18 protein-coding genes are annotated in these 21,654 nt (G+C 52.8%); 12 read left to right on the top strand and 6 right to left on the bottom strand.

Going from position 1 to position 21,654, the window contains the following annotated elements:
* Nucleotides 1–163: 163 nt before the first annotated feature.
* Nucleotides 164–868: a DNA/RNA nuclease SfsA gene (gene sfsA / locus ATB02_RS18205; protein ID WP_000396023.1), complete on the bottom strand. Its 705-nt coding sequence runs from the start codon at nucleotides 866–868 to the stop codon at nucleotides 164–166.
* A 14-nt stretch (nucleotides 869–882) separates the two neighbouring features.
* Nucleotides 883–1,413 carry an RNA 2',3'-cyclic phosphodiesterase gene (thpR, locus tag ATB02_RS18200; RefSeq protein WP_001294670.1) on the bottom strand — a complete coding sequence of 177 codons (531 nt, stop codon included), beginning with the start codon at nucleotides 1,411–1,413 and terminating at the stop codon, nucleotides 883–885.
* A gap of 73 nt (nucleotides 1,414–1,486) precedes the next feature.
* On the opposite strand from thpR, the gene hrpB reads away from it, so the two are divergent.
* From hrpB to fhuB, 6 genes are all read left to right on the top strand, one after another.
* Nucleotides 1,487–3,916, top strand: coding sequence for an ATP-dependent helicase HrpB (gene hrpB / locus ATB02_RS18195; RefSeq protein ID WP_105272025.1), 2,430 nt, complete (start codon nucleotides 1,487–1,489; stop codon nucleotides 3,914–3,916).
* A gap of 93 nt (nucleotides 3,917–4,009) precedes the next feature.
* Nucleotides 4,010–6,544 carry a bifunctional glycosyl transferase/transpeptidase gene (mrcB, locus tag ATB02_RS18190; protein WP_105272024.1) on the top strand — a complete coding sequence of 845 codons (2,535 nt, stop codon included), beginning with the start codon at nucleotides 4,010–4,012 and terminating at the stop codon, nucleotides 6,542–6,544.
* Nucleotides 6,545–6,763: 219 nt separating this feature from the next.
* On the top strand, nucleotides 6,764–8,953 hold the full coding sequence (fhuA, locus tag ATB02_RS18185) for a ferrichrome porin FhuA (RefSeq protein ID WP_046082495.1): 2,190 nt from the start codon (nucleotides 6,764–6,766) through the stop codon (nucleotides 8,951–8,953).
* A 50-nt stretch (nucleotides 8,954–9,003) separates the two neighbouring features.
* Nucleotides 9,004–9,801 carry a Fe3+-hydroxamate ABC transporter ATP-binding protein FhuC gene (gene fhuC, locus ATB02_RS18180; RefSeq protein WP_105272023.1) on the top strand — a complete coding sequence of 266 codons (798 nt, stop codon included), beginning with the start codon at nucleotides 9,004–9,006 and terminating at the stop codon, nucleotides 9,799–9,801.
* Complete coding sequence (gene fhuD, locus ATB02_RS18175) at nucleotides 9,801–10,691, top strand: Fe(3+)-hydroxamate ABC transporter substrate-binding protein FhuD (protein ID WP_105272022.1); 891 nt, start codon at nucleotides 9,801–9,803, stop codon at nucleotides 10,689–10,691. Before fhuC ends, fhuD begins: the two co-directional genes overlap by 1 nt.
* The gene (fhuB, locus tag ATB02_RS18170; RefSeq protein WP_105272021.1) at nucleotides 10,688–12,670 is read left to right on the top strand and encodes a Fe(3+)-hydroxamate ABC transporter permease FhuB; all 1,983 of its coding nucleotides are present in this window, start codon (nucleotides 10,688–10,690) and stop codon (nucleotides 12,668–12,670) included. The genes fhuD and fhuB overlap by 4 nt, the downstream gene beginning before the upstream one ends.
* A 157-nt stretch (nucleotides 12,671–12,827) precedes the next feature.
* Here fhuB and hemL read toward each other — a convergent pair whose 3' ends face one another.
* Nucleotides 12,828–14,108: a glutamate-1-semialdehyde 2,1-aminomutase gene (hemL, locus tag ATB02_RS18165; protein WP_032302414.1), complete on the bottom strand. Its 1,281-nt coding sequence runs from the start codon at nucleotides 14,106–14,108 to the stop codon at nucleotides 12,828–12,830.
* Nucleotides 14,109–14,273: 165 nt separating this feature from the next.
* Between hemL and yadX the strand changes: the two genes are divergently transcribed.
* Genes yadX through erpA form a run of 4 tightly spaced genes read left to right on the top strand, consistent with a single transcriptional unit; the run spans nucleotide 14,274 to nucleotide 16,180 of the window.
* The gene (yadX, locus tag ATB02_RS26730) at nucleotides 14,274–14,321 is read left to right on the top strand and encodes a protein YadX (protein ID WP_211180485.1); all 48 of its coding nucleotides are present in this window, start codon (nucleotides 14,274–14,276) and stop codon (nucleotides 14,319–14,321) included.
* 11 nt (nucleotides 14,322–14,332) lie between these two features.
* Nucleotides 14,333–15,754 (top strand): H(+)/Cl(-) exchange transporter ClcA, encoded by a 1,422-nt coding sequence (gene clcA / locus ATB02_RS18160; protein WP_000845394.1) that lies wholly within the window; start codon nucleotides 14,333–14,335, stop codon nucleotides 15,752–15,754.
* Between the two features lie 23 nt (nucleotides 15,755–15,777).
* On the top strand, nucleotides 15,778–15,843 hold the full coding sequence (gene yadW, locus ATB02_RS26170; protein ID WP_120795373.1) for a small protein YadW: 66 nt from the start codon (nucleotides 15,778–15,780) through the stop codon (nucleotides 15,841–15,843).
* On the top strand, nucleotides 15,836–16,180 hold the full coding sequence (erpA, locus tag ATB02_RS18155) for an iron-sulfur cluster insertion protein ErpA (RefSeq protein WP_001295564.1): 345 nt from the start codon (nucleotides 15,836–15,838) through the stop codon (nucleotides 16,178–16,180). Before yadW ends, erpA begins: the two co-directional genes overlap by 8 nt.
* Before the next feature lie 46 nt (nucleotides 16,181–16,226).
* On the opposite strand, the gene ATB02_RS18150 is transcribed toward erpA, so the two are convergent.
* From ATB02_RS18150 to mtnN, 3 genes are read right to left on the bottom strand one after another with little or no spacing between them, the layout of a single operon-like run.
* Nucleotides 16,227–16,850 carry a TRIC cation channel family protein gene (locus tag ATB02_RS18150; protein ID WP_000964221.1) on the bottom strand — a complete coding sequence of 208 codons (624 nt, stop codon included), beginning with the start codon at nucleotides 16,848–16,850 and terminating at the stop codon, nucleotides 16,227–16,229.
* A gap of 37 nt (nucleotides 16,851–16,887) precedes the next feature.
* Nucleotides 16,888–17,688: a vitamin B12 ABC transporter substrate-binding protein BtuF gene (btuF, locus tag ATB02_RS18145; RefSeq protein WP_001306218.1), complete on the bottom strand. Its 801-nt coding sequence runs from the start codon at nucleotides 17,686–17,688 to the stop codon at nucleotides 16,888–16,890.
* Nucleotides 17,681–18,379 (bottom strand): 5'-methylthioadenosine/S-adenosylhomocysteine nucleosidase, encoded by a 699-nt coding sequence (gene mtnN, locus ATB02_RS18140; protein ID WP_000689844.1) that lies wholly within the window; start codon nucleotides 18,377–18,379, stop codon nucleotides 17,681–17,683. The genes btuF and mtnN overlap by 8 nt, the downstream gene beginning before the upstream one ends.
* Before the next feature lie 83 nt (nucleotides 18,380–18,462).
* On the opposite strand from mtnN, the gene dgt reads away from it, so the two are divergent.
* Nucleotides 18,463–19,980: a dGTPase gene (dgt, locus tag ATB02_RS18135; RefSeq protein WP_105272020.1), complete on the top strand. Its 1,518-nt coding sequence runs from the start codon at nucleotides 18,463–18,465 to the stop codon at nucleotides 19,978–19,980.
* Nucleotides 19,981–20,109: 129 nt separating this feature from the next.
* A complete protein-coding gene (gene degP, locus ATB02_RS18125) occupies nucleotides 20,110–21,534 on the top strand; it encodes a serine endoprotease DegP (RefSeq protein WP_000753942.1) in 1,425 nt (474 codons plus the stop codon).
* Nucleotides 21,535–21,654: the final 120 nt, after the last annotated feature.

The following is a 21,654-nucleotide window of genomic DNA, read 5'->3' as shown; positions in this document are numbered from 1 at the left end:
ACACGCACTATCGATCCCCATGTTCGGGGGAAAAATGAGGCCGCTATAAATAGCAGAAGCTTTTCCGGATAGCAATTATCTAAACGTAACACTTGACAACTGTGTGAGGAAAAGCGTATTTGCGCACGCGACCAGAATGTAAATTAACCAGTTACTTACTCTACTACAATGTAACCGGCAGTGATTTTTTAAGAGCCATGCCTTCAGCAGAAAGTTCTGCTTTGTAAGCCAGAATTTCTACCCCCCTCTGTTGAGCTTCTGACAATAGTTGCGCGTATTTTTCATCGATGTGGCGCGCGGGTGAAAACCGTGTAATGGCTGAATGCAGCACGGCGAAAAAGATAACCGCACGCTGGCCTTCAGCCGCTACGCTCATCAACTCCCGAAGGTGTTTCTGACCTCGTTCAGTGACCGCATCGGGAAAATATCCCTGTTCGTTCTCCGCTAACGTAACCGATTTCACTTCAATATAGCAGTCTGGACGCGAATCCGCCTGCAACATGAAGTCAATACGGCTGCGTTCGGCGCCGTATTTTACTTCGCTTTTCAGAGAGCTATATCCTGACAGTTCTGAAATGGATTCATTAAGGATAGCCTCTTTCGTCAACCTGTTAGCCCAAAGTGTATTGACGCAAATAAATGCGCCGCTTTGGCTTTGGGTTAACTCCCAGGTGTGTGGGTATTTCCGTTTGGTGTTGTCTGAAGTCGAATACCAGACGGTATCGCCAGGCGTTGCACATCCGGTCATCGCACCCGTATTCGGGCAGTGTAGCGTTAATTCGCAACCATCGGGTGTGATCACATCGGCTAAAAAGCGTTTGTAACGCTGAATTAGCGTCGCGCGCTGTAGAGGGGGAGAAAATTCCATTGCGACAATCCTTGTTATTGCGTTAGCGCCCAGCGTTTTAGCGGCGTGTAGCGTGTGCGCCCACGGGCAAACGAGGAGGCGTAAAGGGTGAACTCCGTCACCGTATACGACCAGTTAAAGCCTGGCGGCGGGATTGTCACCGCCTCGCTGGCGTCGCGCAATAAGGTAATATGTGGATGAAACGGACGATTGCTTTGAAAACAACCGCTGCGTGCAGCTTGTGAACGAAGCATATTCGCCAGCTGGATTAAGCCGCGTGGTGGCTGACGCATCCCTAACCACACCACACGCGAACGCAGCCACTGACCGGCGTCATCAAGCGTGAGTGTGAAACCGGGCTGACGAATCCGTCCGGCTAAAAGAGAAAGCGCCTTCTCTTTCTCTGCGCTCACTTCGCCTAAAAATGCCAGTGTCAGATGTAAATTATCGGCGGCGACCGGACGTCCCGCGTCTGGTGGGAACTGTGCGGCGCGCCAGTGGATAATCTGTTCGCGGATTTCTGCAGGTAAGTCGATAGCAAAGAACAGCCGTTGCGGTTCAGACATGTGAGGTACTCGGTTATGCATTACCGCGATGCTACAATGTGGCGCGAAGAATGTTAACCCTCTGGAGCGTTTTGTGTCGTCGTTGCCCGTTGCTGCCGTCTTACCTGAGTTACTTGCTGCCCTCGATGGTGCACCGCAGGTGTTATTAAGTGCGCCGACCGGGGCCGGGAAATCAACCTGGCTGCCGCTGCAACTGCTGGCGCATCCCGGCATTAACGGAAAAATTATCCTGCTGGAGCCGCGTCGTCTGGCGGCGCGTAACGTTGCGCAACGACTGGCGGAACTGCTTAACGAAAAAACAGGTGATACGGTAGGCTACCGGATGCGCGCGCAAAACTGTGTCGGGCCAAATACACGCCTGGAAGTAGTTACCGAAGGCGTGTTGACGCGCATGATCCAGCGTGACCCTGAACTGAGCGGCGTTGGATTGGTGATCCTCGATGAGTTTCATGAGCGCAGCTTGCAGGCGGATCTGGCGTTGGCGCTGTTACTCGATGTGCAACAGGGTCTGCGTGACGACCTTAAACAACTGATTATGTCGGCTACGCTGGACAATGACCGCTTGCAGCAGATGCTGCCAGAAGCGCCCGTCGTCATCTCAGAAGGGCGCTCATTTCCGGTTGAACGCCGATATTTACCGCTGCTCGCTCATCAGCGTTTTGATGAAGCCGTGGCGGTTGCCACCGCCGAATTGCTGCATCAGGAAAGCGGCTCATTACTGTTATTTTTACCTGGTGTCGGAGAAATTCAGCGCGTTCAGGAACAACTGGCTTCGCGCATCGGTAGTGATGTGTTGCTCTGCCCGCTGTATGGCGCGTTGTCGCTGAACGATCAGCGAAAAGCGATCCTTCCGGCACCAGAAGGGATGCGCAAAGTGGTGCTGGCAACCAATATTGCTGAAACCAGTTTAACCATCGAAGGTATTCGTCTGGTGGTGGATTGTGCTCAGGAACGTGTGGCGCGCTTTGATCCGCGCACGGGGCTAACGCGGCTGATTACCCAACGCATTAGCCAGGCATCAATGACGCAACGCGCCGGGCGTGCCGGACGTCTGGAGCCGGGGATCTGTTTACATTTAATCGCCAAAGAACAAGCAGAACGCGCCTCCGCGCAAAGTGAACCGGAAATCTTACAAAGCGATCTCTCCGGTTTGCTGATGGAATTACTGCAATGGGGATGCAGCGATCCGACGCAGATGAGCTGGCTGGATCAACCGCCAGCCGTGAATTTACAGGCCGCGAAACGCCTGTTGCGGATGCTGGGGGCGATGGACGGTGAACGGCTAAGCACGAAAGGGCAGAAAATGGCGACGCTGGGTAACGATCCGCGTTTAGCGGCAATGCTGGTGAGCGCAAGGAGCGACGACGAAGCTGCTACCGCTGCAAAAATTGCCGCTATTCTCGAAGAGCCACCACGGATGGGCAATATCGATCTGGATGTGGCGTTTTCGCGCAATCAACCTGCCTGGCAGCAACGTAGCCAGCAACTGTTAAAGCGCTTAAACGTACGCGGCGGTGAGGCAGACAGTTCGCTTATCGCACCGTTACTTGCCGGAGCGTTTGCCGATCGCATCGCTCGCCGCCGTGGGCAAGAGGGACGCTATCAACTGGCAAACGGCATGGGGGCGATGCTCGATGCCGACGATGCGCTAAGCCGCCACGAATGGTTGATCGCACCGTTATTATTGCAGGGCAGCGCCTCGCCGGATGCGCGGATTTTACTGGCGCTACCGGTCGATATCGATGAATTAGTACAACGCTGTCCGCAGTTGGTACAGCAGTCTGACACCGTGGAGTGGGATGATGCGCAAGGTACGCTGAAAGCCTGGCGTCGGCTGCAAATTGGCCAACTGACGGTAAAAGTGCAGCCGCTGGCGAAGCCTTCAGAAGACGAGCTGCATCAGGCGATGCTTAACGGCGTTCGTGATAAAGGCTTAAGCGTGCTTAACTGGACGGCGGAAGCGGAACAGCTACGCTTGCGTTTGTTATGCGCCGCAAAGTGGTTGCCGGAATATGACTGGCCAGCGGTTGATGATGAAAGTTTGTTGGCGACGCTGGAAACGTGGCTGCTGCCGCATATGACAGGGGTACATTCGCTACGCGGCCTGAAATCACTCGATATTTTTCAGGCGCTACGCGGATTACTTGATTGGGGAATGCAGCAACGTCTGGATAGTGAATTGCCTGCGCATTACACTGTGCCGACGGGAAGCCGGATCGCCATTCGTTATCATGAAGATAACCCGCCCGCGCTGGCAGTGAGAATGCAGGAGATGTTTGGCGAGGCCACCAATCCGACGATCGCCCAGGGGCGCGTGCCGCTGGTGCTGGAGTTGCTTTCCCCTGCCCAAAGGCCGCTGCAAATCACACGAGATTTGAGCGCCTTCTGGAAAGGAGCGTATCGCGAGGTGCAAAAAGAAATGAAAGGGCGTTATCCCAAACACGTCTGGCCGGATGATCCGGCAAATACCGCACCGACGCGACGGACGAAAAAGTATTCATGAAGACCAAAGTAAATTTGAGAGATATCTTCTTCTGTCTTGTTACAGAAGAACAGAAAATCGGGCTTTTGCGCCTGAATATTGCGGAGAAAAAGCATGGCCGGGAATGACCGCGAGCCAATTGGACGCAAAGGGAAACCGACGCGTCCGGTCAAACAAAAGGTAAGCCGTCGTCGTTACGAAGATGACGATGATTACGACGATTATGATGACTATGAGGATGAAGAACCGATGCCGCGCAAAGGTAAGGGCAAAGGCAAAGGGCGTAAGCCTCGTGGCAAACGCGGCTGGCTATGGCTGCTGCTAAAACTGGCTATCGTTTTTGCCGTGCTGATCGCCATTTACGGTGTTTATCTCGATCAAAAAATTCGCAGCCGTATTGATGGCAAGGTCTGGCAACTGCCTGCGGCTGTTTATGGCCGAATGGTCAACCTTGAGCCAGACATGACCATCAGCAAAAACGAGATGGTGAAGCTGCTGGAGGCGACCCAGTATCGTCAGGTGTCGAAAATGACACGCCCTGGCGAATTTACCGTGCAGGCCAACAGCATTGAAATGATCCGCCGTCCGTTTGATTTCCCGGACAGTAAAGAAGGGCAGGTGCGTGCACGTCTGACCTTTGATGGCGATCATCTGGCGACGATCGTCAATATGGAGAACAACCGTCAGTTCGGTTTCTTCCGTCTTGATCCGCGCCTGATCACCATGATCTCTTCACCAAACGGTGAGCAGCGTCTGTTTGTGCCGCGCAGTGGTTTCCCGGATTTGCTGGTGGATACGTTGTTGGCGACTGAAGACCGTCATTTCTACGAGCATGATGGGATCAGTCTCTACTCCATCGGACGAGCGGTGCTGGCAAACCTGACCGCCGGACGCACGGTGCAGGGAGCGAGTACGCTGACGCAACAGTTGGTGAAAAACCTGTTCCTCTCCAGCGAACGTTCTTACTGGCGTAAAGCGAACGAAGCCTACATGGCGCTGATCATGGATGCGCGTTACAGCAAAGACCGCATTCTTGAGCTGTATATGAACGAGGTGTATCTCGGTCAGAGCGGCGACAACGAAATCCGCGGTTTCCCGCTGGCGAGCTTGTATTACTTTGGTCGCCCGGTAGAAGAATTGAGCCTCGACCAGCAGGCGCTGTTGGTGGGTATGGTGAAAGGGGCGTCGATCTATAACCCGTGGCGTAACCCGAAACTGGCGCTGGAGCGACGTAACCTGGTGCTGCGTCTGCTGCAACAACAGCAGATTATTGATCAAGAGCTCTATGACATGTTAAGTGCACGTCCACTGGGCGTTCAGCCGCGCGGTGGGGTAATCTCTCCACAGCCAGCCTTTATGCAGCTGGTGCGTCAGGAGTTGCAGGCAAAACTGGGCGATAAGGTAAAAGATCTCTCCGGCGTGAAGATCTTCACAACCTTTGACTCGGTGGCCCAGGACGCGGCAGAAAAAGCCGCCGTGGAAGGCATTCCGGCACTGAAGAAACAGCGTAAGTTGAGCGATCTTGAAACCGCGATTGTGGTCGTCGACCGCTTTAGTGGTGAAGTTCGTGCGATGGTCGGTGGTTCTGAGCCGCAGTTTGCGGGTTACAACCGTGCGATGCAGGCGCGTCGTTCTATTGGTTCTCTTGCAAAACCAGCGACTTATCTGACGGCCTTAAGCCAGCCGAAAATCTATCGCCTGAACACGTGGATTGCCGATGCGCCAATCGCGCTGCGTCAGCCGAATGGCCAGGTCTGGTCACCGCAGAACGATGACCGTCGTTATAGCGAAAGTGGCAGAGTGATGCTGGTGGATGCGTTGACCCGTTCGATGAACGTGCCGACGGTAAATCTGGGGATGGCGCTGGGGCTGCCTGCGGTTACGGATACCTGGATTAAACTGGGCGTACCGAAAGATCAGCTGCATCCGGTTCCGGCAATGCTGCTGGGGGCGTTGAACTTAACGCCAATCGAAGTGGCGCAGGCTTTCCAGACCATCGCCAGCGGCGGTAACCGTGCACCACTTTCTGCGCTGCGTTCAGTAATCGCGGAAGATGGCAAGGTGTTGTATCAGAGCTTCCCGCAGGCGGAACGCGCTGTTCCGGCGCAGGCGGCGTATCTGACACTATGGACCATGCAGCAGGTGGTACAACGCGGTACCGGTCGTCAGCTTGGGGCGAAATATCCAAGTCTGCATCTGGCAGGGAAAACGGGTACTACCAACAACAACGTGGATACCTGGTTTGCGGGCATTGACGGCAGCACGGTGACCATCACCTGGGTAGGCCGTGATAACAACCAGCCGACCAAACTGTATGGAGCCAGCGGGGCAATGTCGATTTATCAGCGTTATCTGGCTAACCAGACACCAACACCGCTGAATCTTGTTCCACCAGAAGATATTGCAGATATGGGCGTGGACTACGACGGCAACTTTGTTTGCAGCGGTGGCATGCGTGTCTTGCCGGTCTGGACCAGCGATCCGCAATCGCTGTGCCAGCAGAGTGAGATTCAGCAGCAACCGTCAGGCAATCCGTTTGATCAGTCTTCTCAGCCGCAGCAACAACCGCAACAGCAACCTGCTCAGCAAGAGCAGAAAGACAGTGACGGCGTAGCAGGTTGGATCAAGGATATGTTTGGTAGTAATTAACGTCTAAGCGTGACATACCGGATGGCGAGTCGCCATCCGGTAAAATAACATCCTACCCAAAGTATTAACCCTTTCTTTTCATCTGATTGTTTATTAACCCCTCAGGAATGCTCAGATTGCGTACCGCTTGCGAACCCGCCAGCGTTTCGAATATTATCTCATCTTTATAATAATCATTCTCGTTTACGTTATCATTCACTTTACATCAGAGATATACCAATGGCGCGTTCCAAAACTGCTCAGCCAAAACACTCACTGCGTAAAATTGCAGTTGTAGTAGCCACAGCGGTTAGCGGCATGTCTGTTTACGCACAGGCAGCGGTTGAACCGAAAGAAGACACTATCACCGTTACCGCTGCACCAGCGCCGCAAGAAAGCGCATGGGGGCCAGCTGCAACTATTGCGGCGAAGCACTCTGCTACTGCGACTAAAACGGATACACCAATTGAAAAAACGCCGCAGTCTATTTCGGTTGTGACAAATGAAGAGATGCAGATGCATCAATTTCAGTCTGTAAAAGAAGCATTAGGTTATACACCTGGTGTTACGGTTAGCAGTCGTGGTGCTTCTAATACATATGATTTTGTTATCATTCGTGGTTTCTCATCTGTTGGTCTGAATCAAAATAACTACCTTGATGGGCTAAAACTTCAGGGCAACTTTTATAACGATGCTGTGATTGATCCTTACATGCTCGAGAGGGTTGAACTGATGCGTGGTCCGACGTCTGTTCTCTATGGGAAAAGTAATCCTGGTGGGATTATTTCTATGGTGAGTAAGCGTCCGACAACTGAACCCCTGAAAGAAATTCAGTTTAAAATGGGGACGGATAATCTGTTTCAGACCGGATTCGATTTCAGTGATGCACTGGATGATAACGGTGAGTTCTCCTACCGTTTGACTGGCCTCGCACGCTCAACAAACGAACAGCAGAAAAACTCTGAATCTCAGCGTTATACCATTGCTCCATCATTCTCATGGCGTCCGGACAACAAAACTAATTTTACTTTCCTGTCCTATTTCCAGAATGAACCTGAAACGGGTTATTACGGTTGGTTGCCGAAAGAGGGGACCGTTGAGCCATTGCCTAATGGTAAGCGTCTACCGACTGACTTCAATGAAGGTGCGTCGAATAATACATACTCCCGTAACCAGAAAATGGTGGGATATAGTTTTGAACATGGTTTTAATGACACCTTCACCGTGCGTCAGAATCTGCGTTTCAGTGAAATGAAAACCTCACAGAAAAGTGTTTATGGCACAGGGATCGCCGCCGATGGTCATACCCTAAACCGCGGGACAGTGGTGGATAATGAGCGTCTGCAGAACTTTAGCGTTGATACCCAACTTGAAAGTAAATTTGCCACAGGTGAAGTCGAGCATACTTTGCTGACAGGGGTTGACTTCATGCGTATGCGCAATGATATCAATGCCAGCTTTGGATCCGCACCATCCATCGATCTTTATAACAAATATTATCCTGAATACTTTGCATTTGGTAGCGCAGAGCCATACCAGATGAATGAAAGCAAACAAACAGGTATTTATGTTCAGGATCAGGCGGAATGGAATAAATGGGTATTCACTCTAGGGGGACGTTACGATTGGTCTAAGCAAGCGACTACTGTTCGTGAAAACTCTTATACGCCGACTGAAGGTTATATTGAGCGCAATGATCATCAGTTCACCTGGCGCGGTGGTGTAAATTACTTATTCGATAATGGTATTTCACCTTACTTTAGCTATAGCCAGTCCTTTGAACCGAGTGCTTTCGATCTATGGAGCAACCCGCGCGTTTCCTATAAGCCATCGAAAGGTGAACAGTATGAAGCTGGCGTAAAATATGTTCCGAATGATATGCCGGTCGTTGTTACGGGCGCAGTCTATCAATTGACGAAAACAAATAACCTGACAGCAGACCCAACAAACCCGTTAGCGCAAGTCCCAGCAGGTGAGATTCGCGCTCGTGGTGTGGAACTTGAAGCAAAAGCCGCGTTAAATGCCAATATTAACTTGACGGCTTCTTATACTTACACCGATGCGGAATACACCAAAGATACTAATCTCAAAGGTAAAACTCCAGAACAAGTACCGGAGCATATGGCATCTCTCTGGGGGGATTATACCTTCAATGAAGGGCCGCTTTCTGGTTTAACATTGGGAACAGGTGGTCGTTTTATTGGTTCCAGCTATGGTGATCCGACAAACACTTTTAAAGTGGGTAGCGCAGCTGTAATGGATGCTGTTGTAAAATATGATCTGGCACGCTTTGGTATGGCGGGATCCAGCCTTGCTGTTAACGTCAACAATTTGCTCGATCGTGAGTATGTTGCCAGTTGCTTCCAGACCTATGGCTGCTTCTGGGGCGCAGAACGTCAGGTCGTTGCAACCGCAACCTTCCGTTTCTAATTTCTCTTTTGGGGCACGGATTTCCGTGCCCGTTTCACAAGTTGGCTGTTATGCAGGAATACACGAATCATTCCGATACCACTTTTGCACTGCGTAATATCTCCTTTCGTGTGCCCGGGCGCACGCTTTTGCATCCGCTGTCGTTAACCTTTCCTGCCGGGAAAGTGACCGGTCTGATTGGTCACAACGGCTCTGGTAAATCCACGCTGTTAAAAATGTTGGGCCGCCATCAGCCACCGTCAGAAGGGGAGATTCTTCTTGATGCCCAGCCGCTGGAAAGCTGGAGCAGCAAAGCGTTTGCTCGCAAAGTGGCTTATTTGCCGCAGCAGCTTCCTCCGGCAGAAGGGATGACGGTGTGTGAACTGGTGGCGATTGGTCGTTACCCATGGCATGGCGCGCTGGGGCGCTTTGGCGCGGCAGATCGCGAAAAGGTCGAAGAGGCTATCGCGCTGGTTGGCTTAAAACCGCTGGCGCATCGGCTGGTCGATAGCCTCTCAGGCGGTGAACGTCAGCGGGCGTGGATCGCCATGCTGGTGGCGCAGGATAGCCGTTGTCTGTTGTTGGACGAACCGACCTCGGCGCTGGATATCGCCCACCAGGTTGATGTGCTGGCGCTGGTGCATCGTTTAAGTCAGGAGCGTGGCCTGACGGTCATTGCCGTGCTGCACGATATCAATATGGCTGCGCGTTACTGTGATTATCTGGTCGCCCTGCGCGGCGGTGAAATGATTGCTCAGGGAACGCCTGCGGAAATTATGCGCGGCGAAACCCTCGAAATGATTTATGGCATCCCGATGGGTATTTTGCCGCATCCGGCGGGTGCTGCACCTGTGAGTTTTGTTTATTGATGAGCGGCTTACCTCTTATTTCGCGCCGTCGACTGTTAACGGCGATGGCGCTTTCTCCGTTGTTATGGCAGATGAATACCGCCCGCGCGGCGGCTATTGATCCCAATCGTATTGTGGCGCTGGAGTGGTTGCCGGTGGAATTACTGCTGGCGCTCGGCATCGTGCCTTACGGCGTGGCGGATACCATCAACTATCGCCTGTGGGTCAGCGAGCCACCATTGCCGGATTCAGTGATTGACGTTGGTTTGCGTACAGAACCTAACCTTGAACTGCTGACCGAAATGAAACCGTCGTTTATGGTCTGGTCGGCAGGGTATGGCCCTTCACCAGAAATGCTGGCACGCATTGCGCCTGGGCGCGGATTTAACTTCAGCGACGGCAAACAGCCGCTGGCGATGGCGCGTAAATCGCTGACGGAAATGGCAGATTTGCTTAACCTGCAAAGCGCAGCAGAAACGCATTTAGCGCACTATGAAGACTTTATCCGCAGCATGAAACCCCGCTTTGTGAAGCGTGGTGCGCGTCCGTTATTACTGACGACACTTATCGATCCGCGCCATATGCTGGTGTTCGGTCCAAACAGCTTGTTCCAGGAAATTCTTGATGAGTACGGCATCCCAAATGCCTGGCAAGGGGAAACCAACTTCTGGGGCAGTACCGCCGTCAGTATCGATCGTCTGGCAGCGTATAAAGACGTTGATGTGCTCTGTTTTGATCACGACAACAGCAAAGACATGGACACCCTAATGGCGACGCCGCTGTGGCAGGCTATGCCGTTTGTCCGCGCCGGACGCTTTCAGCGCGTACCTGCAGTCTGGTTTTATGGTGCGACGCTCTCGGCAATGCACTTTGTGCGTATTCTGGATAACGCCATCGGAGGTAAAGCGTGAGTAAACGTATTGCGCTTTTCCCGGCATTATTGCTGGCGCTGTTGGTGGTTGCCGCAGCGGTGCTTACCTGGATGAACTTCTCTCAGGCGCTGCCGCGTAGTCAGTGGGCGCAGGCCATCTGGTCGCCGGATATCGATGTCATCGAGCAGATGATTTTTCACTACAGCTTGCTGCCACGTCTGGCGATTTCGCTGCTGGTGGGCGCGGGTCTGGGACTGGTGGGCGTGCTGTTTCAGCAAGTGTTACGTAACCCGCTGGCGGAGCCGACCACGCTGGGCGTTGCAACAGGCGCGCAACTGGGGATTACCGTCACGACGCTTTGGGCGATCCCTGATGCGATGGCGAGCCAGTTTGCTGCGCTTGCGGGCGCTTGCGTTGTTGGCTTAATCGTTTTTGGCGTCGCGTGGGGGAAACGGCTTTCGCCGGTAACACTGATCCTCGCGGGGCTGGTGGTGAGCCTTTATTGTGGGGCAATTAATCAGCTACTGGTAATCTTCCATCACGACCAGCTGCAAAGCATGTTCTTGTGGAGTACCGGAACGCTAACGCAAACCGACTGGGGCGGCGTTGAGCGTTTATGGCCACAGCTGCTGGGCGGCGTGATGCTGACGTTACTGCTACTTCGTCCATTAACCCTGATGGGGCTTGATGATGGCGTGGCGCGTAATCTCGGGCTGGCCTTATCGCTCGCGCGTCTGGCGGCGCTGTCGCTGGCGATAGTCATCAGTGCTCTGTTGGTGAACGCGGTGGGGATTATCGGCTTTATCGGGTTGTTCGCGCCACTGCTGGCAAAAATGTTGGGGGCGCGGCGTCTGCTGCCAAGACTGCTGCTGGCGTCGCTGATTGGTGCGCTGATCCTCTGGCTTTCCGATCAAATCATCCTCTGGCTGACTCGCGTGTGGATGGAAGTTTCTACCGGTTCGGTGACGGCGTTGATAGGTGCGCCGCTGTTACTGTGGCTGCTGCCGCGTTTACGCAGCATCAGTGCGCCGGATATGAAGGCTAACGATCGTGTCGCGACTGAACGCCAACATGTGCTGGCGTTTGCCCTTGCTGGCGGTGTGCTGCTGATAATTGCTGTGGTGGTGGCGCTGTCGTTTGGTCGTGATGCGCACGGCTGGACGTGGGCGAGCGGGGCGCTGCTCGAGGATTTGATGCCCTGGCGCTGGCCGCGAATTATGGCGGCGCTGTTTACGGGCGTCATGCTGGCGGTGGCGGGCTGTATTATTCAGCGGCTGACCGGCAACCCGATGGCAAGCCCGGAAGTGCTGGGGATTAGCTCCGGCGCGGCGTTTGGCGTGGTGTTAATGCTGTTTTTGGTGCCGGGTAATGCCTTTGGCTGGCTGTTACCCGCGGGCAGTCTCGGCGCGGCGGTGACGCTGTTGATCATTATGATCGCCGCCGGACGCGGTGGATTTTCTCCACACCGCATGTTACTGGCGGGGATGGCGTTAAGTACCGCGTTCACCATGCTTTTGATGATGTTGCAGGCAAGTGGTGACCCGCGAATGGCGCAAGTGCTGACGTGGATTTCCGGTTCGACCTACAACGCGACCGAGGCGCAGGTCTGGCGCACCGGAATTGTGATGGTGATTTTGCTGGCGATTACCCCGCTGTGCCGCCGCTGGCTGACCATTTTACCGCTGGGCGGTGATACCGCACGAGCTGTGGGAATGGCGCTGACGCCGACGCGAATTGCGCTACTGCTGTTAGCGGCTTGCCTGACGGCGACCGCGACAATGACCATTGGACCGTTGAGTTTTGTTGGTTTAATGGCACCGCATATTGCGCGGATGATGGGCTTTCGACGGACGATGCCACACATCGTAATTTCGGCGCTGGTGGGTGGTTTACTGCTGGTGTTCGCTGACTGGTGTGGGCGGATGGTGCTGTTTCCATTCCAGATCCCAGCGGGGCTGCTGTCGACCTTTATCGGCGCGCCGTATTTTATCTATTTGTTGAGAAAGCAGAGCCGTTAATTTTTCCATATAACGGCCCTTAACTCCTGGATGGATAAAGCTTTTACGCGGCAACGGATGCCCGATGCGACGCTGTGGCGTCTTATCGGGCCTACAAACGGTCCTGATCTGTAGGTCGGATAAGGCGTTTACGCCGCATCCGACAAACCATGCTGGATCACAACTTCGCAAACACCCGACGTGCAGCATCGATGGTGTTATTGATATCTTCCATGCTGTGCGCCACAGACATAAAGCCCGCTTCAAACGCCGACGGTGCCAGATACACACCTTCATCCAGCATCATATGGAAGAAACGCTTAAAGCGCTCGACGTCGCAGGCCATCACATCCTGATAGCACGTCACGGACTCGGCGTCGGTAAAGAAAATACCGAACATGCCGCCAACGTGGTTTACCACCAGCGGAATTCCGGCTTCTTCTGCCGCTTCCCGCAGACCTTCTGCCAGACGTGTTGTCAGCTCATCCAGCGTCTCGTGAACGCCCGGCTGCGCGACTTCATTCAGACAGGCGAAACCGGCTGCCATCGCAATCGGGTTACCGGAAAGCGTACCCGCCTGGTAGACCGGACCGGTTGGGGCCAGCGCATCCATCACATCACGACGACCACCGAATGCGCCTACCGGCATTCCACCGCCGATGATTTTGCCCAGGCAGGTGAGGTCTGGCACCACGTCGTAATAATCCTGCGCGCCAGCCAGCGCTACGCGGAAACCGGTCATCACTTCATCGATGATCAGCAACGCGCCAAATTCGTCGCACAGTGCGCGCAGACCCGGCAGGAACTCTGGCAGCGGCGGAACACAGTTCATATTGCCTGCTACTGGCTCGACAATAATACAGGCAATCTCTTGCGGGTATTGCTCAAACGCGGCGCGTACAGAAGCCAGATCGTTATAAGTACAGGTTAAGGTATGTTTGGCGAAATCTGCCGGAACGCCCGGTGAGTTTGGCTGGCCTAAAGTGAGTGCGCCAGAACCGGCTTTTACCAGCAAACAGTCAGCGTGACCGTGGTAACAACCTTCAAATTTAATGATTTTGTCGCGACCGGTAAAACCGCGGGCCAGGCGGATGGCACTCATTGTCGCTTCAGTGCCGGAGTTCACCATGCGCACCATATCCATGGTCGGGACCAGTTCGGTCACCAGTTGCGCCATTTTCACTTCCATTTCGGTCGGTGCACCAAAGCTTAAACCACGCTCGGCGGCTTCAATCACGGCATTGCGGATCGCCGGATGGTTATGGCCCAGCACCATCGGCCCCCAGGAACCGACATAATCGATATAGGCTTTGCCATCAACATCGTACAGATAAGCGCCGTCCGCTTTTTCGATAAACAGTGGAGTGCCGCCCACGCCGGTAAAGGCGCGAACAGGGGAGTTCACACCGCCAGGGATCAGCTCGCGCGCTGCGCTGTATAGATTTTCAGACTTACTCATGGAGGGTTCCTGATTCGTAGAAAAAGTGAATGGCTGCTATTCTATGTTATTCATAACAAGTTAAATACTCGTCAAACGTCAGGTTGCTTCTGCTGGTGCAATCCTGATTTCGTAGAGTATAAAAGTTTTGTACATTTGAAACATTACGCTTTGCAAAGGATTTTCATGGAACGTGCGAGTAAAATGCCGTCATCTTATTTGTATGACCAATAAGTGATCATTGGATGAAAACTGATACTCCCTCTTTAGAAACACCACAGGCTGCGCGCCTGCGACGCAGACAACTGATTCGCCAACTTCTTGAGCGCGATAAAACCCCGTTAGCCATTTTGTTTATGGCGGCAGTCGTCGGCACGCTTGTCGGGCTGGCAGCGGTTGCTTTTGACAAAGGCGTCGCCTGGTTGCAGAACCAACGTATGGGGGCGCTGGTCCATACGGCTGATAATTATCCGCTTCTGTTAACCGTCGCTTTTCTCTGTTCGGCGGTGCTGGCGATGTTCGGCTACTTTTTGGTGCGCAAATACGCGCCAGAAGCAGGTGGTTCGGGGATCCCGGAAATTGAAGGGGCGTTGGAAGATCAACGCCCCGTTCGCTGGTGGCGTGTATTGCCGGTGAAATTCTTTGGCGGGCTGGGGACACTCGGCGGAGGCATGGTGCTGGGGCGCGAAGGGCCAACCGTGCAGATCGGCGGTAATATCGGTCGCATGGTACTTGATATTTTCCGCCTGAAAGGTGACGAAGCTCGCCATACGCTGCTGGCAACCGGTGCAGCAGCGGGTCTGGCTGCGGCCTTTAATGCGCCGCTGGCGGGTATTTTGTTTATTATCGAAGAGATGCGTCCGCAGTTTCGCTATACATTAATTTCGATTAAAGCGGTATTTATTGGCGTCATTATGTCGACCATTATGTACCGGATTTTTAATCATGAAGTTGCGCTGATTGACGTCGGTAAACTTTCTGACGCGCCGCTTAATACGCTATGGCTTTATCTGATCCTCGGTATTATTTTTGGCATTTTCGGCCCTATTTTTAATAAATGGGTGCTGGGGATGCAGGATTTGCTGCACCGAGTGCACGGCGGCAATATTACCAAATGGGTACTGATGGGCGGTGCGATTGGCGGTCTGTGTGGATTGCTGGGGTTTGTGGCACCAGCAACTTCGGGCGGCGGTTTTAACCTGATTCCTATCGCTACGGCAGGGAATTTCAGCATGGGAATGCTGGTGTTTATCTTCGTCGCGCGCGTCATTACTACCTTACTCTGCTTCTCTTCCGGTGCGCCGGGCGGTATTTTTGCCCCTATGCTGGCGCTGGGTACTGTGCTGGGAACCGCTTTCGGAATGGTTGCCGTTGAGCTGTTTCCGCAATATCACCTTGAGGCGGGGACGTTTGCTATTGCCGGAATGGGGGCGTTACTGGCGGCATCTATTCGCGCGCCGTTAACGGGTATCATCCTGGTTCTGGAGATGACCGATAACTACCAGCTCATTTTGCCAATGATTATTACCGGTCTTGGCGCAACACTATTAGCGCAATTTACCGGCGGGAAACCGCTATACTCGGCGATTCTTGCACGCACGCTGGCGAAACAGGAAGCTGAGCAACTGGCGCGAAGCAAGGCCGCATCAGCCAGCGAGAATACTTGAACGAAGTACCAGGGTATTAGATAATGGCGATTATTATTGGGTTAGAATTTGCCCAATTGCCGATGTCGTTTGGAGCAAAATATGAGTGATGACGTAGCACTGCCGCTGGAGTTTACCGACGCAGCAGCCAACAAAGTTAAAAGCCTGATCGCTGACGAAGATAACCCGAATCTGAAATTACGCGTGTATATCACCGGTGGCGGTTGTAGCGGCTTCCAGTATGGTTTCACCTTTGATGATCAGGTGAACGAAGGCGATATGACCATCGAAAAACAGGGCGTTGGCCTGGTGGTTGACCCGATGAGCCTGCAATATCTGGTCGGCGGTTCCGTTGACTATACCGAAGGTCTGGAAGGTTCTCGTTTCATCGTGACCAACCCGAACGCGAAAAGCACCTGCGGTTGCGGTTCTTCCTTCAGCATCTAATCTGTTGTTCATGTGCCGGATAAACTATCCGGCACATCTTCACTCTTCAACGCCCATTCTCATCCAGCGCAAACGTCGGTAGCTTAAGATGCCAACGAATAGCCGCCAGCCGAATCAATAGCGTCACGACCATGCCCATCATACTGGCTGTTTCCAGTGGTACGGAAAATGTGTAATAAGCCGTAGCGTGGACAATACCGCCGATAATACAGGCAGTTGCGTAGATTTCTGTACGTAAAATCATGGGGATTTCGCGGGCCAGTACATCACGAATGATCCCGCCGCCAACGCCAGTAATGACGCCCATACAAACCGCGATTAACGGACCGGCTTCCGCATTAAAGGCTTTATTTACGCCAATGCCGACAAACACCGCCAGACCAACGGCGTCCAGCACCGGCAACATCCATTTTGGTAAGCGTCTTGGCTGGCGCACCAGCACGATGGTCAGCATGCTGGTTACCATTGCAACGACCAGATCGGTGGGATCTTTCACCCAAAATACCGGGCCGTGATCCAGCGCCATGTCGCGAATTGTTCCGCCGCCTACTGCGGTAACCACGCCCAGTACCAGAACACCAAAAGGGTCCATACGCAATTTTCCGGCTAACAAAACGCCGGAGATGGCAAATACCGCTGTGCCGACTATATCCAGCCAATAGACGAGCATTGTTCAATCCCCACTGAGCACCTGAAAAGGTCAGGCGCTAATCTACCTGTGAAAGCGCATTACAGAGCTGTTGTGCAGCGAGGATAATACGTGGGCTTGCACGTTCAAACCAGTCACTCGTGAGAGGAATAACGGGAATTTTGAGCTGTTCACCCCAGTATTGTTTGATTTTAGGAATTTGGTCCGGTCCGCCGGTAATAACAATCGCCTGTGGCGCGCGTGCTAACACCTGTTCGCGGCTAACTTGCGGCCAGGGAACCCGGCTGTCTTTAAAGATGTTTTCTCCGCCACAAACTTCGAGTACCTGGTTTTGAATCGACTCTTTTCCACTGGTAAATGGCGGATTAATGCCGAATTGCAGAAAAACACGTTTTTTAGGTTTATCAGCATATTGCGCTTTCAATTGCGCGTATTGGTCCAGCAAGGATTGTGCGGCTTGTTCGGCCTTGTCTGGTTGTGGACTCCAGGGGGCCAGTTGACGTAACGCATTGGCAATTTGTTCAATGCTTGTCGCATCGACCCACATCACTTTTATTCCCAACGAAGCCAGCTGGTCAACCTGCCGCTCGGCATTACCTCCACGCCAGGCAATCACCAGATCGGGTTTCAGCGCCACAATGCGTTCCAGATTCATCCCCTGCCAGGTGGAAACCTGCTCAATCTTTTGCGCTTGTGGAGGATAGTCGGAATAGCTGCTGACCCCAACCGGCGTGATCCCGGCGGCAAAGGCGAGTTCAGTGTTGGCGGGAGAAAGCGTGATGACGCGCGGCGCGGCGTTGAGCCACAGCGGCGCGAGAAAAGACAGGGCGACCAGCGCCCTGAACAGTGACTTAGCCATGTGCCAGCTTCTGCACCAGTGACTCAACCATCAGGCTGGACTGTTTAGCGGCAACAGCCAGGAACTCATCGAAGCTAAGATGAGACTGTTGATCGGCCACGTCGGAGATGGCGCGTACGACAACAAACGGGACGTTGAAATTGTGGCAGACATGGGCGATTGCCGTCGCTTCCATCTCTACAGCAATGGCCTGCGGGAAGTTGTGGCGGATTTTCGCCAGGCCAACAGAACCGTTGATGAAAGCGTCGCCGCTAACAATCAGGCCACGTACAGCGTTAAGATTCAGTTCGGCAATGCAGGCCTCAGCGGCAGCGATCAGTTTATCGTCAGCTTTGAAGCCAGCCGGGCAGCCAGGTAACTGACCGTATTCGTAACCAAATGCCGTGACATCCGCGTCGTGATAACGTGCTTCGTCCGAGACAACGATATCGCCCACTTTCAGCGTTGGTGCCAGGCCACCGGCAGAACCGGTGTTAATAATCACATCTGGCTTGCAGTGTTCCAACAGCAGAGTGGCACCCAGCGCCGCAGCGACTTTACCGATGCCCGATTTCAGAAGCGCAACCTCGGTTCCATTCAGTTGGCCGGTATAGATTTCGCAACCGCCCAGACTGATAGTTTGGCGGTTTTCGATTTTGTCACGCAGCAGCGTAACTTCTTCTTCCATTGCACCAATGATGCCGATTTTCATAGATTTACTCGCGATAAGCCCGATTTGAAGGCATAGTTTACCATGCGCTTACGGGGAAGCGTATTTCTCACGCGGGAGAGGACATGGCACAGATTGATTTCCGAAAAAAAATAAACTGGCATCGTCGTTACCGTTCACCGCAGGGCGTTAAAACCGAACATGAGATCCTGCGAATCTTCGAGAGCGATCGCGGGCGTATCATCAACTCTCCGGCAATTCGTCGTCTGCAACAAAAGACCCAGGTTTTTCCACTGGAGCGCAATGCCGCCGTGCGCACGCGTCTTACCCACTCGATGGAAGTCCAGCAGGTGGGGCGCTACATCGCCAAAGAAATTTTAAGCCGTCTGAAAGAGCTTAAATTGCTGGAAGAGTATGGTCTGGATGAACTGACCGGCCCCTTTGAAAGTATTGTTGAGATGTCATGCCTGATGCACGATATCGGCAATCCGCCGTTTGGTCATTTTGGCGAAGCGGCGATAAATGACTGGTTTCGCCAGCGTTTGCACCCGGAAGATGCCGAAAGCCAGCCTCTGACTGACGATCGCTGCAGCGTGGCAGCACTACGTTTACGGGACGGGGAAGAACCGCTTAACGAGCTGCGGCGCAAAATACGTCAGGACTTATGTCATTTTGAGGGGAATGCACAAGGTATTCGTCTGGTGCATACATTGATGCGGATGAATCTCACCTGGGCACAGGTTGGCGGTATTTTAAAATATACTCGTCCGGCGTGGTGGCGTGGTGAAACGCCTGAGACACATCACTATTTAATGAAAAAGCCGGGTTATTATCTTTCTGAAGAAGCCTATATTGCCCGGTTGCGTAAAGAACTTAATTTGGCGCTTTACAGTCGTTTTCCATTAACGTGGATTATGGAAGCTGCCGACGACATCTCCTATTGTGTGGCAGATCTTGAAGATGCGGTAGAGAAAAGAATATTCAGCGTTGAGCAGCTTTATCATCATTTGCACGAAGCGTGGGGCCAGCATGAGAAAGGTTCGCTCTTTTCGCTGGTGGTTGAAAATGCCTGGGAAAAATCACGCTCAAATAGTTTAAGCCGCAGTACGGAAGATCAGTTTTTTATGTATTTACGGGTAAACACCCTAAATAAACTGGTACCCTACGCGGCACAACGATTTATTGATAATCTGCCTGCGATTTTCGCCGGAACGTTTAATCATGCATTATTGGAAGATGCCAGCGAATGCAGCGATCTTCTAAAGCTATATAAAAATGTCGCTGTAAAACATGTGTTTAGCCATCAAGATGTCGAGCAGCTTGAATTGCAGGGCTATCGGGTCATTAGCGGATTATTAGAGATTTATCGCCCTTTATTAAGCCTGTCGTTATCAGACTTTACTGAACTGGTAGAAAAAGAACGGGTGAAACGTTTCCCTATTGAATCGCGCTTATTCCACAAACTCTCGACGCGCCATCGGCTGGCCTATGTCGAGGCTGTCAGTAAATTACCGTCAGATTCTCCTGAGTTTCCGCTATGGGAATATTATTACCGTTGCCGCCTGCTGCAGGATTATATCAGCGGTATGACCGACCTCTATGCCTGGGATGAATACCGACGTCTGATGGCCGTAGAACAATAACCAGGCTTTTGTAAAGACGAACAATAAATTTTTACCTTTTGCAGAAACTTTAGTTCGGAACTTCGCGCTATAAAACGAATCTGAAGAACACAGCAATTTTGCGTTATCTGTTAATCGAGACTGAAATACATGAAAAAAACCACATTAGCACTGAGTGCACTGGCTCTGAGTTTAGGTTTGGCGTTATCTCCGCTCTCTGCAACGGCGGCTGAGACTTCTTCAGCAACGACAGCCCAGCAGATGCCAAGCCTTGCACCGATGCTCGAAAAGGTGATGCCTTCAGTGGTCAGCATTAACGTAGAAGGTAGCACAACCGTTAATACGCCGCGTATGCCGCGTAATTTCCAGCAGTTCTTCGGTGATGATTCTCCGTTCTGCCAGGAAGGTTCTCCGTTCCAGAGCTCTCCGTTCTGCCAGGGGGGCCAGGGCGGTAATGGCGGCGGCCAGCAACAGAAATTCATGGCGCTGGGTTCCGGCGTCATCATTGATGCCGATAAAGGCTATGTCGTCACCAACAACCACGTTGTTGATAACGCGACGGTGATTAAAGTCCAGCTGAGCGATGGTCGTAAGTTCGACGCGAAGATGGTTGGCAAAGATCCGCGCTCTGATATCGCGCTGATCCAGATCCAGAATCCGAAAAACCTGACCGCAATTAAGATGGCGGATTCTGATGCACTGCGCGTGGGTGATTACACCGTAGCAATTGGTAACCCGTTCGGCCTGGGCGAGACAGTAACTTCCGGGATTGTCTCTGCGCTGGGACGTAGCGGCCTGAACGCTGAAAACTACGAAAACTTCATCCAGACCGATGCAGCGATCAACCGGGGTAACTCCGGTGGCGCGCTGGTTAACCTGAACGGCGAACTGATTGGTATCAACACCGCGATCCTCGCACCGGACGGCGGAAACATCGGTATCGGTTTTGCTATCCCGAGCAACATGGTGAAAAACCTGACCTCGCAGATGGTGGAATACGGCCAGGTGAAACGTGGTGAGCTGGGTATTATGGGCACTGAGCTGAACTCCGATCTGGCGAAAGCGATGAAAGTTGACGCCCAGCGCGGTGCTTTCGTAAGCCAGGTTCTGCCGAACTCTTCCGCCGCGAAAGCGGGCATTAAAGCGGGTGATGTGATCACCTCACTGAACGGTAAGCCAATCAGCAGCTTTGCCGCACTGCGTGCTCAGGTGGGCACTATGCCGGTAGGCAGCAAACTGACCTTGGGCTTACTGCGCGACGGGAAGCAGGTTAACGTGAACCTGGAACTGCAGCAGAGCAGCCAGAATCAGGTTGATTCCAGCACCATCTTCAACGGCATTGAAGGCGCTGAGATGAGCAACAAAGGCAAAGATCAGGGCGTGGTGGTGAACAACGTGAAAACGGGCACTCCGGCTGCGCAGATCGGCCTGAAGAAAGGTGATGTGATTATTGGTGCGAACCAGCAGGCAGTGAAAAACATCGCTGAACTGCGTAAAGTTCTCGACAGCAAACCGTCTGTGCTGGCACTGAATATTCAGCGCGGCGACAGCACCATCTATCTGTTAATGCAGTAATCTTCCTCAACCCCTTCCTGAAAACGGGAAGGGGTTCTCCTTACAATCTGTGAACTTCACCACAACTCCATACATCTTCCTCATCCTTTGGGCATTTGCACAATGCCGTACGTTACGTAC

It is taken from the genome of Escherichia sp. MOD1-EC5189, from assembly GCF_002966045.1.
GTDB classification, from domain to species: domain Bacteria; phylum Pseudomonadota; class Gammaproteobacteria; order Enterobacterales; family Enterobacteriaceae; genus Escherichia; species Escherichia coli_F.
The sequence above is the reverse complement of the archived record's forward strand: the minus strand, read 5'-3'. Positions and strand labels throughout refer to the sequence as shown.

Coding starts and splice junctions, on each gene's coding strand:
- erpA (WP_001295564.1), top strand. CDS start 15,836: ATGAGTGATGACGTAGCACTGCCGCTGGAGTTTACCGACGCAGCAGCC.
- degP (WP_000753942.1), top strand. CDS start 20,110: ATGAAAAAAACCACATTAGCACTGAGTGCACTGGCTCTGAGTTTAGGT.
- dgt (WP_105272020.1), top strand. CDS start 18,463: ATGGCACAGATTGATTTCCGAAAAAAAATAAACTGGCATCGTCGTTAC.
- fhuC (WP_105272023.1), top strand. CDS start 9,004: ATGCAGGAATACACGAATCATTCCGATACCACTTTTGCACTGCGTAAT.
- hemL (WP_032302414.1), bottom strand. CDS start 14,108: ATGAGTAAGTCTGAAAATCTATACAGCGCAGCGCGCGAGCTGATCCCT.
- sfsA (WP_000396023.1), bottom strand. CDS start 868: ATGGAATTTTCTCCCCCTCTACAGCGCGCGACGCTAATTCAGCGTTAC.
- btuF (WP_001306218.1), bottom strand. CDS start 17,688: ATGGCTAAGTCACTGTTCAGGGCGCTGGTCGCCCTGTCTTTTCTCGCG.
- ATB02_RS18150 (WP_000964221.1), bottom strand. CDS start 16,850: ATGCTCGTCTATTGGCTGGATATAGTCGGCACAGCGGTATTTGCCATC.
- fhuD (WP_105272022.1), top strand. CDS start 9,801: ATGAGCGGCTTACCTCTTATTTCGCGCCGTCGACTGTTAACGGCGATG.
- mrcB (WP_105272024.1), top strand. CDS start 4,010: ATGGCCGGGAATGACCGCGAGCCAATTGGACGCAAAGGGAAACCGACG.
- mtnN (WP_000689844.1), bottom strand. CDS start 18,379: ATGAAAATCGGCATCATTGGTGCAATGGAAGAAGAAGTTACGCTGCTG.
- clcA (WP_000845394.1), top strand. CDS start 14,333: ATGAAAACTGATACTCCCTCTTTAGAAACACCACAGGCTGCGCGCCTG.
- thpR (WP_001294670.1), bottom strand. CDS start 1,413: ATGTCTGAACCGCAACGGCTGTTCTTTGCTATCGACTTACCTGCAGAA.
- fhuA (WP_046082495.1), top strand. CDS start 6,764: ATGGCGCGTTCCAAAACTGCTCAGCCAAAACACTCACTGCGTAAAATT.